Annotated in this window: 6 protein-coding genes; all 6 read right to left on the reverse strand. The window is 37.3% G+C overall.

Annotated elements, in window-relative coordinates:
* Window positions 1-124: 124 nt before the first annotated feature.
* Window positions 125-2,146, reverse strand: coding sequence for an aceric acid hydrolase (locus tag ACEN2I_RS05830; protein ID WP_441765150.1), 2,022 nt, complete (start codon window positions 2,144-2,146; stop codon window positions 125-127).
* 84 nt (window positions 2,147-2,230) lie between these two features.
* Complete coding sequence (locus ACEN2I_RS05835; protein ID WP_441765151.1) at window positions 2,231-4,681, reverse strand: pectate lyase family protein; 2,451 nt, start codon at window positions 4,679-4,681, stop codon at window positions 2,231-2,233.
* 15 nt (window positions 4,682-4,696) lie between these two features.
* A complete protein-coding gene (locus ACEN2I_RS05840) occupies window positions 4,697-7,024 on the reverse strand; it encodes a DUF5703 domain-containing protein (protein WP_441765152.1) in 2,328 nt (775 codons plus the stop codon).
* 82 nt (window positions 7,025-7,106) lie between these two features.
* A complete protein-coding gene (locus ACEN2I_RS05845; RefSeq protein ID WP_441765153.1) occupies window positions 7,107-8,537 on the reverse strand; it encodes a sialate O-acetylesterase in 1,431 nt (476 codons plus the stop codon).
* A complete protein-coding gene (locus tag ACEN2I_RS05850) occupies window positions 8,534-11,935 on the reverse strand; it encodes a glycosyl hydrolase (protein ID WP_441765154.1) in 3,402 nt (1,133 codons plus the stop codon). The genes ACEN2I_RS05845 and ACEN2I_RS05850 overlap by 4 nt, the downstream gene beginning before the upstream one ends.
* A 104-nt stretch (window positions 11,936-12,039) precedes the next feature.
* Entirely contained in the window at window positions 12,040-15,273 is a 3,234-nt protein-coding gene (locus ACEN2I_RS05855) for a glycoside hydrolase family 2 TIM barrel-domain containing protein (protein WP_441765155.1), read from the reverse strand.
* Window positions 15,274-15,297: the final 24 nt, after the last annotated feature.

A 15,297-nucleotide genomic window follows, 5' to 3' on the forward strand; every position in this document is an offset into this window, starting at 1 on the left:
AATATTTAATATCACGTATTTATAAACGCAAAATTATATCTATTAGATTCTAAAAACAGTAGGTATATTGCAATTAGACAGGGGGTAAATAACCATTATACTACAAATTAAAGTAAACCTTGCATTAATGCGCCATCCAAACGGTCATTTCACCTTTTCCGTGATTTCCCCACGCAAAATAAGGAATTAATTTTAAAGTAAGCCTCTTATTGTCTTTAGCAGAAATGGGTTTGTACAATTTTTTATCCCATGAATTATCGGGATTAATTGACGAGCTGGCAGTTATGCTTAATAATTCTCTGTCATTAATTTTAATAAAGTCAGTGGTGAATTTAGAATTCAAATCCAAAACTACATCATTCACTTTTGTATTTGCAGGAAGCTCATGCGATTCCAGGCAATATACAATAGGCCCTCTTTTTACGGCAACCTGATTTTTCGTTTCCTCCACCAAAGGATTAGCCTGCATCAATTCAACCGGCATCGGAATATTCAATTCGATTACGTCACCTTTTTTCCACTTTTGGTTTAATTGAACATAAGAACCCGAAACAATTTTAGAATTTACTTTTTTACCATTAATCATAACCTCGGCACCTTGGCTCCAGCCTGGAATCCGCAAGAAAAAAGCATACTCCTTTTTAGGTGCTTTTGCTATTTCTAAATTGATTTTACCATCCCAAGGATAATTCGTTTGTTGTTCTACTTCAATTTTTTCTCCAGCTTCAGTTGTAGAATTCAAATTATTACTGCCATACAAATTAACATAAACTCCTTCTTTGGAAAAACTATAGGCGTAATTACTCACTTCTGCAATAGTGCGCGTTACATTTGGTGCACAACAATTCGACAAAGCAATATAACCTTCACGTTCGTTGCCCCATCTTTGCTGAAAAGGCAAATCGTTTGAAACATTCAGCGGATTGTTGTAGCAAAACTCGGTTCCCTTTAAGCTTATTCCTGACAAAACACTATTGTACAAAGCCAATTCTACAATATCAGCATATTTAGCATCAGCTGTTAATTGTAGCATTCTCCAATTCCACAATACATTCCCAATATTAGCGCAGGTTTCGGTATGTGCTGTAGCATTTGGCAATTGAAACGGTCTTCCATAGGCTTGATGGATTTTTTGAACTACAGTTGGGTCATAAGAAGTTCCATCTGGTGAAACGCCATCATACAAAGCGCCGCAAGCACCAGTAATGTACATTTTTCTATACGCCACATCATCCCAAATCGATTCGAGATTATTCAATAATTTTTTCTCACCTGTTTCGGCATATAAATCGGCAACCCCTGCGTACAAATAATTTGCTCTCACTGCGTGTCCCATAGCGGTGGTTTGTTGCCTGAAAGGAATTCTATCCTGATTGTCATCTGTTCCGTCATTTGTTGTTCCTCTAATATCGATCAGATTATTCGCTAATTCCAAATACTTTGGATTCTTCGTGGTACGATACATTTCGACGATTCCCATGTAATGTGAAGGGCAAATCGCATTTCTGGCTAATTCTGGTGAAGCTTTTTTGTAAAAATCATACAAATAATCGGCTACACCTTTGGCAATATTTAGAAAATTAGTTTTTCCAGTTACACGATAATGTATACAAGCCGCCGTCATCAAATGTCCCATATTGTATTTCTCGAAACCCAATTGTTTTTTAACTTCTTCTGGCCCTAAAGTTCCCCAACGTTCATCAATTAAAACAGGAGTATGTAAGTAACCGTCTTTACGCTGTACTTTTGCAAACAACGCAATAGCTTCATCCATTTCGGCATCCAATTTCTTGTTTTTGGTTACGGCATAAGTCGCTGCCATTCCTTCAAAAATCTTATAAAAATCTCCGTCGTGGAATGAAGGTCCCTTAAAAGTTCCTTTCATTTCTCCAGCTGCTATTTCAAAATTAGCATACGCATGAGACACCTCATCATTATGATACAAGTCCCACATATACGGCAGTGTACTTTGGGTTTCAATATCAAATTGTTCTTTCCAAAAACCATTTGTCCATTTTACATCCTCCAGACCTATGCTCTGCAATTTCGAATAAGGACTGTTTGCATTGGCTACCAAACCTTTATTTTGAGCCATAAAAGCACTCGAAAATAATAGCGTCGATAATAGAATGATGTTCTTTTTCATTTTGATATGTTTTTATCTGCTCGATCTGCCAAATCTGCGTAAAATAATCTTTAGCAGCTTTAGCAGTCAAGGCAGATTTGTTGTTTATTTAGCAAAGAAATTTAGAGTTCTGCTCATAGTATCTCCATCAGCATCTGTCACGGTAATTACAACTGAAGCAAATCCACTTTCTACAGCTGTAAACTGAATACTTTTTCCTTTCAAAACTATTTTACCGTTTTTAAGATCCGAAAAAGTATACACCGGTTTTTTCTCATATCCTTTAAAAAAATCTACAGCCGAAAGCGAAATTTTTTCTCCCGAATTTACAAAGAAATGTGGCTGCGCCATCCAGTTCAAATAGTCATCCAATTGCGTAAAACCGTCTTTATCTGCATCTGAATTGGCATCCGAGAAATCATCTGCTTTTGAATTTTCATTCAAACCTTTGGCTTTTTCCCACCAATTTGGTAAGCCATCATGATCTGTATCCCAATCTGTTTGACGCGTTTCATTTGTAAACTTTGGCCATCCACCAGCGTCTTGCTCATTATCAATCAATCCTCCTAAACCACTTTTACTTCCTTTGTATGTATAAGTTCCTTTCAAAGTTTCATCAATAATTCGCTGATCATGTTTATCAAAAAATGGTTGATTTGCGCCTACATCTGATAATACATTTTTATAGGCTGCTTCAGCTGTTTGAGTCGTTACATGAGATTCAAAAAATGGCTTATTTACAAAAGTTTCATAACTGGAAGTGTCTCCGTGCGATAAAGTTGCTTTTCTTCCCTTTTCCTGATTTTTTTCATTGAAATAACCTGGCATTACATTACCATCAAAGAAATAGCGCTGCATTCCTTTTCCAACTCCTTCATGTTGGGCGTTTAGTGCCACAAATATTTTTGTAGAAACTCCTGGTTTATAATAATTATTTACAAAATTCACTTCATTAGCACCACCATCTGTAGCGCGATGTCCCCAATTATAAACTACATTATTTCGAATATCTAATTTTCCTGAGTAATACCCATCACCATTTAAACCACCACCGATACTCCAGTTTCGACCTTCGTTATGTGCCAGTAAATTATGATGAAAACTACCGATATCACCACCAATGGTTGCCGCATAACCGTGCATTTTTCCAGCTGGATATTTATCGTGACCCGCAACATTCAAGGCTTCCGAAATCAAAGTACGCTGCAAGCTAATGTGATGTGCGCCACGAGAACTAAACGATTCATCAATGGTCCAACTGATAGAACAATGATCAATAATACTGTAATTCGCTCCGGTCAAACCCATTCCGTCAAAAGTTGTTCCACCACCGATTCTGACTTTCAAGAAACGAATCACGCCGTCATTGCCCGTCAAGCCAAGAGGCGCTCTGCTTATCGTAATTCCTTCCCCCGGAGCTGTTTGTCCCGCAATAGTAATATACGGTTGATTGGCTACCAATCTTGATTTGAGTGCGATATTACCAGATACATTAAAGACAATTGTTCTCGGTCCAATTTCCTGGCTAATCGCATCACGCAAACTTCCAGGTCCGTCATCATTTAAATTGGTTACTTCCACAACTTTCCCACCACGACCTCCAATAGCATAGCGGCCATATCCTTCTGCTCCAACGAATGCTAATTGTGCAGGTCTAAATGACCAGACATTTCCCGGAGTCACCGTTCCTTTGTTATCAATGGCATCAACTCTCCAATAATACGTTGTACCGCTGTATAAATTAGAAACTTCGTGTTTGTTTTGAGTAAATTTCCCTTTGTATTCCTTCGAATTTTCATTAGCTGCTGCCAAAGATTTTTCGTCTTCACCAAAATACAACTGATGTGCCACTGCATTTTTTGAAGCTTCCCAGGTCAACTCTAATTTTTTATCTGCTTCCACATGCTCGTCGCCACTTTTTGGAAAAGAAGAACGGGCCTGATTCATTAAATTGGATGTATCTATTTCAAATCCATTAAGTACAATTTCTTTCACCACATTAGGATTTGAATTGGCATCAATCTCAAAACGAATATTTGCCTGATGAGATTTATCGACATTGAAAGTAACATAAGCCATCGTCGCATCAATACGATTATTGGCTCTTTGACTTGCATTTACAGTTTCGGCTAATTTGCCGTTTACATAAATTTTGATTGGCGAAAAAGTCTTTTCTCTAATCACGTCAAAAGCATTATGATACGTCAAAAGCGTATGTGTTCCTTCTTTTAAACCTGTGATAGTCAGATCTAAATTTTCGGCTGTAACCAAACCGTCACTTCCTAATCTGCTGTAAAATGGCGCACTCATTCCAAGTTTATACCACTTCGAATTAAAGTTTCCTTTTAATTTAAAGTTGAGTCCGTTAAATGATTTTTCGGCTTCTCTCTGTTCGTTGATTACCCATGATTCATAAGTCTTATCATGGACTTCTTCAAGTCTTCTTCCTGCAAAATCTAAATCGACTTTTACGGTTTGTTTTTCGGTACCCTGTGCCTTCGCATTTGCTGTCAAAAGCACTGCTAAAACTGCAGCGCTCATAAATTTCTTTATCATTGTGATTGGTAATAGTTAGTATAATTTTTTCTTTTCTTCTATTGAAATCCCTAACAGATTTATAATATCTTTTTGTCTTTCTTTCGGAAAAACTTTTATCTTTTTCAATTCTCCATTTACGAGGTTCGCTTCTATTGTTGTATTTTGACCAGCATGCAATTTAAAATGTACATTCCAGTGTTTTGGCCAGGCCGGAAAAAGATAAATTTTTCCATTCGCTTCCTGCAAAAGCATTTCCTGCATTCCTATCATACCGCTTCCTCCCCAGTTATGGTCTGGAACCCAATCGAATCCTGGTCCCCAGAATGCTGGAAATCTTCGCTCGGAATTCGCCATTTTTAGCAGATTGTATTTGGCTGCTTCTTGGGTTAATCCCAAACGAGCCGAAAATATATTGTCCTGTTTCCATCCAATATGACTTCTAAATCTTATGGCGTCCGTATCGTATTTCCAAGTATTCAAAGCGATTTGCAAATCCGGTTTTCCAATACCATACATTCCCCAAGGATAAACAGAATACAATTGCGGCACTTCAGTATTATTAATTCTTTCCCAAGATTTAGCCGGTAGTAAAATTTTATGATTTTCTATTTGACCAAAATTTAAAGGCGGTATTCTTTTTTGAAAAACTTTTAAATAATCCACTTCTTCTTTGGACAAATCTTTTTCCGAAAGGTTTAAAAGCTTTTCTGAAATTACCGTCAAAGCCGAAATCGTGCTATTCGAATTATTTGTCATTTTATAAGTTTCGGCACCTGAACCCGGAAAAAGAATCAAATGTCCGTTCCCATCCAATGCTTTTCTACCTCTTTGTTTAGCCAGATATTGATAATGTTCATCAAAAAAACGAAGGCAGCTGATGATAAACGAATTGTATTTTTGAATATCTTCCCCGGCATATTCTTTCTGTTGCAACATCATTTGGCAGAACTCAAAAACGGTGTCCCATTCATATTCGAGCCAGGCGTTGTATTCCATTCCGGGATCATAATCGGCTGGACGTTTCCATTCGTATTCCGCTGGATTGGGCAAACCAAAATTTTCTAATTGTTCTGTAAAAGCAGCTCCACCGTGTTTCCAATACACTTTCGAACGCAATTCGGCATTTTTTTGCAGGCTCAAATAATAATCCAACTGTGATTTCATCATATCAAAATCACCGCTTTTCACCATCGGGAAATAAACTAATCTTTGATTTTGAGCCGTCATGGTTCCGCCGCCCCAATTTCTGAAATCGGGTGTAAAATTCAAATCAGGATTCGTAAAAACGGGATCGACGGTAAACAATCCACCATTGAATTTCGTTGGGTATTTTCCGTACGCATTACCACCCAGCATATAACGGAATAATTGATAATTCTGCCCTATCTGATACACCGAATCTTTTGCCGTTGAATTATTTTTCTGTGTATAAATAAAGCTGCGATCCCAGAAATTATTCCACCATTTTAGCGTATTTTTTTCTGCCTGTTTAGATTTATTTTTATAGTTCGAAATTTGATTTTTCAAATCTGAATTCCAAGTATTCATCTCTTTTTGACTTGTTTCTAAATGAATTTCTAAAGAATGTTTTTTAGAATACTTTATAGTTGAAAGGCGAAATCCTTTGAAATCTGTGTCTTGATATTTTCCAACATAAGTTCCGGCCGGTTTTAAATTGTCACCCCACATCATTCCGCCAAAAGTCAAATTTGCTAACGGATTCAGCATCTGGCCTTTAACCGATTCCATTTTTTGCTGTTTTACGGCTACATCAAAAACAGTTTGTTCTTTGTTTCTGTGATAAAATTTTACTCCGTTATTTTCAAATGCAATTGAATCTTTAAAAGTTACAATTTCGCCTTGAGGAGCCCATTTATACGAATTCGCATTATTCGCTTTACCTTTAGAATCTCGGTTTTTATAACGCCAGCTTTCATAAGAGGCCGTCATTTTTAGCGGTGTTTTACTTTCTAAATCCAAATGAATTACAGGTTTAAAAACATCTACCCAAAGTTTTATTTTAGTATCCTTTTGAGCAATCAAAATATAGCCATCTTTTAAAACTAATTCCTGCTGAAAGCCTTCGTTATCTTTAAAAGGATTTGGGGTTAAACTCACTTTTATCCGACCTAATTTCAGTAAAGTATTATGCTCGTCAAAAGTGCCGCTTCGTGAAAAATAAAAATACAAATCGCCTTTTTCTACCCACACATTTGCACCAATATCACCTCCGCCCAAAGGCATTGATTCGGATGAATTATTACTTTGAGTTGTCCAGATTTGGTTGTAATTATCAAGCGTAGGAATTTGCGCTTTGACTAAAAGCGTAAAAAAAAGAAATATGTAAATCGTGTATTTCATTATAAACTATTCCTGTTTTATAATCATTAATTCAAGAAAACTATCTTTATGACTTAAGACTTTCAACTTTATGACTTAAAAATTACCACTCATCCGTTCTAAAAGACGAAACTGGCAAACCGCCACCACTAAACAATTCTGCTTTTGCAAAATCTTTAAACAAATAGCGAATCGCTACTGGTTTGCTTACTTTATCCGAAGTCAAAACCACAGATTTTCTTCGAACTACTGTTCTAGCTGGATAGAAAACTTTATCTGCTCCCGCAATTTCAAAACCTGTAACTTCCTTTTCATAAGCTGTGATTCCGTTATCGACATTATCAAACGAAACCGTTACTGAACCATCTTTTATTTCCATCGATTTGTATTCCGGACTTTCAAATTCGAAACCTTCGAATCCGTAGGTTTTTGCCAAAGCTAGAAACGCCAGTCGGTTTCCACCTTTTTCTTTGTCCATTGGATGAATACTATTTTCTTCGCCAACATCCATCAAAACTGCCATTCCCGAATTCGGAATGTGAGTCGATGCCTTCAATTGTGCTTCTCTCAAATAAGCCGAATTGTATTTATCTAAATAATCTTTTGGATGAAATTGCGCATAATTAAACGGAGCAATTTGAGCGTAGTAAAAAGGGAAATCGCCTTGTTTCCAAATACCTCTCCAACTTCCGACCATTTTTTGCATCAAAGCCGAATATTCGGAAGCTCTTTCATAATTAGATTCGCCTTGATACCAAATACAGCCTTTTATTCCGTAACCAATAACAGGCGAAAGCATCCCGTTGAACAAAGTTGTCGGCACACGATTTGGATCTTTTGCTAATTCTTCTTTTGTAGTTGGAATTTTGGCACTTTCAAAATCTTTCAGCATTTCCTGATTCATCCAGGCTTCCATACTCGAACCACCATACGAAACCACAATCATTCCAACCGGAACTTTCAAAACTTCCTGCAAAAGCGAACCAAAATACCAGGCCGTTGCACTAAAATTGGAAGTCGATTTTGGCGATGCCATTTCCCATTTGCCTTCAAAATCATCTTTTGGTTCTAAAACCGTAGCTCTCGGAACTGTGATCAATCGAATATTAGCATTCGTTGAACGTACAATAATTTCGTTTCCATTTTTTACCGGTTGCCCTTGAAAACCTTTCAACGGCATTTCCATATTCGACTGTCCTGAACACAGCCAAACTTCACCAATCAAAACATTTTTAACGAGAATAACTTCCTTTTCATGTTTTACTTCGATTGTATAAGGTCCGCCAGCGATTGGAGTCTTCAAATTCAAATTCCATTTGCCTTCGCCGTTGGCTTTCACTTCATACTTTTTAGAATCCCAAGAAGTAGTAATAGTCAGTTTATCGTTTTTGTCTGCCCACCCCCACATTGGCGCGTTCGTTTGCTGCTGCAACATCATATTATCCGAAAACAGAGCAGGTAACTTGATTTTAGCATTCATTTGAACGCTTGCTATAATCATTACAAGGGCAATAATTTTTTTAAAATTTTTCATTTATTTTCTATTTTTTCTTTCACAATAGTAACTGGGCCTAATAATCCCGCTTTCAATAAGGGATTGCCTTCTAATCTGTATTTTGCCGTTGTCCAGGTTAATCGCTCTTCTTTTGGCAATTTCTCATCTCCCATTAATCGGTTTGCCCAAGTATTGGTAACCTTAACTTCGATTGTGTTATTGCCTTTTTTTAATGCTGAAGAAATATCTATTTTATAAGGAAATGTCCAAAGTGTACCACACTTTTTTCCGTTAATGCTTACTTCAGCGGTATTAGCGATGGTTCCTAAATCCAACCAAATTTTATCTGTGGATTTTCCTTTCCATTTAAATTCTTTGGTGTAAACTGCCGTTCCCGAATAATATTTGATACTATCATTTTCAGAAGTACTCCAATCGAAAAGCTTCGTGATTTGCAATGGTTTTTCAGGTCCTTTGAAAGCCGAATCAAATTGCAATTGCCAGTTGTCGTCTAATTTTTTAACTGTTTCGAATGATGCATTTTGAATTTCTTTGGCAATTACATTTGACTTTTCTTTAAAAATCACAAAACCCGATTCGTTTTCGGCAAATGAAATACGCACAATGGTTCGCCCATTTTCTTCTTTCCAATTAGACAAAGCCAATGTTTTATCCGTAACAGGATTGTACCATTCTGGAATTTTACCTTTAATTCGAAATGAAACTTGTAAAGTTCTTTTGGCTTCTATTTGATTCGAAAGAAAATAAATATCCTCGGTTGCTGATTTCCTATGTGCCCAAGCTATCGTTCCCGCCTCTTCTCTTTTCAATTCTGGGAAAAAGACATCTTGAGATATTCCAAGTTCTGAAAAATTATTCCCTAAATAAGGCAATTGAATTACCGTTCCTTTTTCTATTTTCCAGGATTTTGAATTTTCTTTCCAGATCGCATCAATTGTATTTTGCCATTTTTCTTTATCAGTTTTCAATTGCAATCCTGGCATTGCTGTTGGTTTATCACCAACCAAAACCGTAGCGCCATCTTTAATTAACTGCAACATTTTTTCGGCTGCTATCAAAGAAACTATTTTGTTCGGTGCCATTTTATGACTACCCGGAAATAACAATGCTCCGTATTCCATTCCGCCTTCAAAAACTACTTTCCCGTTTTCTACTCTAGCCGAATTCAACAACACATCAACATTAAAAGAATCGTATTGATAACCGTTTAATGAATTGACCCATTGCGACAAGTTGGTCATATTTTTTGAATACGTAACTTCTTTTGGCATTTTTGTAGTTGGCTGACCTTCATTTTCCAAACGAATTTTCTCGCTTTCGATTCTTGCTTTCCCAAAAACATTCGGAATAAAAGGCATCAATCGATCGGGAACAAAAGAACGAGAAGGTAAATCTTCGCCAATAAAAACGGCTAAATCGATCACTGGTTTTCCTTTTTGCAACTGCAATTGTACGCGTTGAGAATAATCAAAAAATGCTTTTCCGGGTTTCCACCAAGTTTGATCTCTTTGAAAAAAAGTTCCAATATCGTCCAAAGTCATTCCGGGTTTTCTGTCTGTCCATGGATTATGAACAAAAACGTGATAGAAAAATCGATTGATACCTAAAGCATAATTTCTATCGGCAAGGGTTTTTAAATTTCCCGGATGTTCGTCCCAATCCATTCTCAAAGCGGTGAAAGCTTCCGCCTGAATAATATTTTTCCCATAAATATGTCCGCCCGAAATAGCGTCCAACATATCAAAAGGTTTGTCGTGGGTGGGACTTTTTAACCAAAATTCGCCACTTGGAAAATCCACATATTTAAAATGCAACAAGGCATCGCTCATCATCGTTGGTGCGACATTTTCCGAACTAAATTCTACTTTATTTTCTTTGGCAATTTGAGCAACCGTTCCGTAAAAATTATCGGCAACCAATTCGGCTATGGTTTTTCTAACATCGTATAAAACTTTCTCTGAAGTGTCAATATTTTCAATTGAAATCCCCGCCATTACTGGTAAATAATCTACAATATCGTACCCTCTTCTTTTTTGAAATTCTGCCTGAAAAACCGAAGACCAGTTTTGACTGCCACATTCCCAACTATCCAAATGCAAAATTTTCAATACTTTCAAAGACAAGTCCGGACCTGCTGTTCGAACGGCTTCACCAAACCAATGATCCAATTGAAAACGGATTAATTCGGGATTGAATTTATCCACTTCCAAACCTTTTCCGGCTCCTCCTGTTGCATTTTCGTGTCCTGTAGAAGTATGTCCTATTCTAATAATTTTCCATTTTCCTTTGGGTGCTTTCCAACTTAAATTTCCGTTGGCATCAAGCTGTTTTGAAATATTGATAAGTTCCGATTTTGGAAACGAATCAGAATTCGGAATTCGTTCTGCTGTCGTTTCTGGACTCAATCGCCAAACTGCCCCTGATTTTCCTTCGAAATTATCGATTAAACTTTGATTCGAAAGCGTAATTTTACTCACTTTTAAATTCTGTTTCCATTTGGCAAAATCCAAATCTTCGGCACCAGGTTCGGTTCCAACGGGATCGTAAACGAATCGGAAATACTTTGCTGTAATAGGTTTTATGGCGTGCGTGTGGGCAAAATCCATATCCTGCCAACCGTGACGAGGCGCAATTAATCTTTCGTGGAATTTAAAATGAACGCCATCATCGCTAACTTCTACGATCAAACGTTGGGCTTGAAAATCCCTGCCTTTGGTTTCGATTACAATCGATTTGCAAGTAAAGGGTTTTTCAAATTCGTATTGAATCCAGCCTTTTTCGTCTAATTTAAAATTGCCTTCTTTGGTTTTATCAGCCAAAAAAGAAGCGTCTACATTATTAGAAGCAATTACTTTTGGCAATTGCATTTGCGAATTAAGTTCGTATTCTTTTATTGGAATCGCAAAAGCGGCAATGTCTTTATAGAATTCTTTGTAATGTTCAGGAACGGCTAATTTGGTTTTTACTGTTTTTCCACCTTCCATTTCCGTAACCGACCACACTACTTTTTGCATCGACATTTCGGGCGTAATCCAAGGTCCTCCGGCAACGGCAAAACCATCGGCAGCGTGAAAAGCCAATTTCAAATCCAATCGATTTGCTTCGGCGAAAGCCCAATGAATCATATCCCAAAATTCGGGACTTAATTGCAAAACGGGCGGATCGATCAAAGGCGTATTGTCTGGCCCTTTTATCGTCATTAAATATGCTCCTGCAATTCCGGCTTCTTTCATCGCTTCCAAATCGGCTGTGATTCCCGCTTTGGAATAGGCCGATTTCATCCAATACCAATATACCCACGATTTTGAGGATTCGATTGTGGGCTGAAATGATTTTGTTTCTTTCTTATAGGTTTCCTGTGCGGAAAGTATTCCCACAAAGAGAAAAAGAAGAAAGAGGTATCTTTTTGAAAACATTGATTAAACTTTTCTAAAATCAGCTGAATCAGTTAAATCTGCGTGAAAAATTATGGCACGCAGATCTAGCAGATCTAACAGATTATTTTTTAATATTTTTACTGCTATTTAATTTTTTTCAGGTTGTTCTCCAATCCATTTTTTGCTTGAGCAAAAGGAACCAGATAAAAACTGTATTCATACTCTCCCGAAGGAATTTGATATTTTTCTATCGGTGCAGCAACTGGCGACCAGCTGTCATTTCCACCTACTCCCATTTGAATTAAGTCGATATTTAGCGTTATAAATCCGGGATTTATTAAATCAATGGTATGTTTGGCTTTGTCTAAATTTTCCTGAGTGTACGGCCAGGCACTCATGCTCAACAGTTTTCTGTCTTGAACCACCAACAGACCTTTACTTTTCGAAGCATTCGTTAACGCCATCCATCTTACTTCGGTCCTGTTTCCGTTCTCTTGTGGTTTTACATACGGTTCGATAAACTTCTCTATTGGTAAAGAATATTGCCCAACAGTAAATCCAAAACTACGATCGATGTAATTTTCTAATTCTCCTTTTCCGTACCAGGATATTTGATCAAAGTCTTTTTGAACACCGATTTGCATTCCGATTTTTGGAATGTTTGGTAAAGTTTTACTAGCCTTCAAGTTATAATTTACCTGAATGATTCCGTTTGCTTTTATAAAATAATCCACCTCAACTTGGGCGCTGTCTTTTATTAATTCGTACGTACTGCTGATTTTGATTTCTTCAGCCGATTTTTCCATTGTCACTTTGCTTAATTTCGGAATAGCAGTGTACCATTGTTTTAATTTTTTTTGTGGTTTCCAGCCTTTGCGATCATTATCGGTAAGTGGTCTGGTAAAATTTGGCAACAAAGGAGCAAAAACCTGTTTTTCCTTTTTAAATTCATACGAAGTCAAAGCACCATTCATTTTGCTAATCGTAATGGAATATTCTTTTCCACTAATTTTAAAATCAGTTTCCGTTTCTGAAACTTCTATTTTGTCTTTAGAAGCTGTAATCACAGTTGGCGTTTTTTTCTTTTGCAATAAAAACTGATCGGTTGAAACGGCATATCCTTTATTCGCCCAAAATTCGTCTTTAGGAAGTTGTAATTCAATATTCAAAAAGTATTCCGAATCAGGTTTCATCTTCGGAAGGTATTTATTGACATCCAAAACAAAATCAGTTCCAGCAGGAATATCAAGCGGTTTCAGAACAACTTCTTTTATGATATTTCCGTTCTCTAAAATTTTCAAAACCGGAATAAAATCACTCAAATTTTGAACTACTTGACGGTTATGGATTTTTAAAGTTGAATTATTTTCTAAAGTTGAAACCGCAGGTTGATAAATCCATTTGTTTTCATACATAGCCGATTTAGGTCTGCCATCTGCAGAAACCATTCCGTTGATATTGAAATTTCCATCGTGTTTTTTCTCTCCAAAATCACCTCCGTAACCAAAATATTCCTGGCCCGTTTTCGGATCTTTTCGAAGCAAACCTTGGTCTTTTAAATCCCAAATACAGCCACCAATAACTCTTGGAGTTGAACGGAATTCATCCCATAATTCTTTTAAATTCCCTGTAGAATTTCCCATCGAGTGCGCATATTCAACAAACAAAATCGGACGGGTATCTTTCTTTTGATCTACTAAAAATTTAGGGGTAAAAACACCCGGATAAAAACGGCTCACCATATCGACATAAGGTTCGTCTTGTGGATTTTCGAAACGGTGTGCATGATCTACTGTTTTTGGATAACGCGGATCTAAAGGGTCGATATAACCATCCAATCTCGGATTTCCTTGAGCTGGTTCATAATGCACAGGACGTGTAATGTCATAATCGTGTGTCCAACCTGCCATTGCAGCGTGATTGGGTCCTTTTCCGGCTTCGTTACCCAAACTCCACATCACAATAGACGGATGATTTTTGTCGCGCTCTACCATTCGGGTCATACGTTCCATATAAGCGTGCGTCCATTGCGGGTCGTTACTCAAAAAACCACCCAATCCGTGGGTTTCTAAATTAGCTTCGTCCATCACCATTAAACCGTATTTATCACATAATTCGTAGAAATAAGGATCGTCTGGAAAATGGCTGGTTCGCACAAAATTGAAGTTGAATTTCTTCATCAATTTTACATCTTCTTCTACATCTTGGTGGTTTACTGCTTCGCCACGAACCGGATGATGCCCGTGATGATTGACGCCGTACACATAAGTCTCTTTTCCATTGATGAGCATTTTGCCGTTTTCTTTCGAAAATTCAATAGAACGGAAACCTATTTTACAGCCTTTTACTTCGCTGATAGTTCCGTCAGGATTTTTGAGCGTCATGACTAAGGTGTACAAATTCGGAATTTCAGAACTCCATTTCAATGGATTTTTGATTGTTTCCTGGAAAAAACCAAAACGCACTTTATCTAATCTTGGTGAAACTTCGCTGATAATATCAGAAGCTTTTCGAACCAATGTTTTTTCGAATACGGGCTTATTTTGAGCATCGTATAGTTGTACTTCAAAAGTCTGATTTTTGATGGTATCTCCTGTAAAATTATCCAAACGTGGACGCAATTGGAAAACGGCATCTTGGTATTGTTTGTCTAATTTGGTTTGGTAAAAGAAATCGGCGATACGTAATTTCGGTTCAGCCATAATGTACACTTCACGCTGAATTCCGCTCAAACGCCAATGGTCCTGATCTTCTAAATAAGAACCATCGCTGTAGCGAAAAACACGAACTGATAATATATTTTCGCCTTTATTTAAATAAGGTGTAATGTTAAATTCGGATGAATTGAAACTGTCTTGTCCATAACCTACAAAATCACCATTAATCCAAACCTGAAAAGCTGAACTGACTCCGCCAAAATGGAGACTTACAGTCATTCCATCCCAATTTTCAGGAACGGTAAATTTGCGTTGGTACGACCCAATTGGATTATCCTCCTGAGGAACAAACGGCGGATTGACTGGTCGGAAAGAATAAACAGCACTTTTATAAATCGCCATTCCGTAACCTTTCATTTCCCAGTTAGATGGCACCTCGATTTTGTCCCATCCTTTTACCTCCTTTTTATAAAAATCTTGAGGCGCTTCTTTCAGGTTTTTTGCAAATTTAAAATCCCAGTCGCCGTTTAATAATTTAATCCGACTCTTATTTCTATTGCCTTCTAAAGCATCCGCAACATTCGAATATGAATAGCCCGTTGCTCTGGCGGAAGCTCTATTGATGCTGGTTACCATCGGATTTTCCCAAGGAACATCAGTGTATTTCTGTGGAATTTTAGGAATCCCAGCTGGTTCGCCTGTAACGAGTTGAGCCTGCATCGCGCAGGTTGTTAGTATTAAAAA

This window comes from Flavobacterium sp. W22_SRS_FK3, from assembly GCF_052113665.1.
GTDB lineage: Bacteria > Bacteroidota > Bacteroidia > Flavobacteriales > Flavobacteriaceae > Flavobacterium.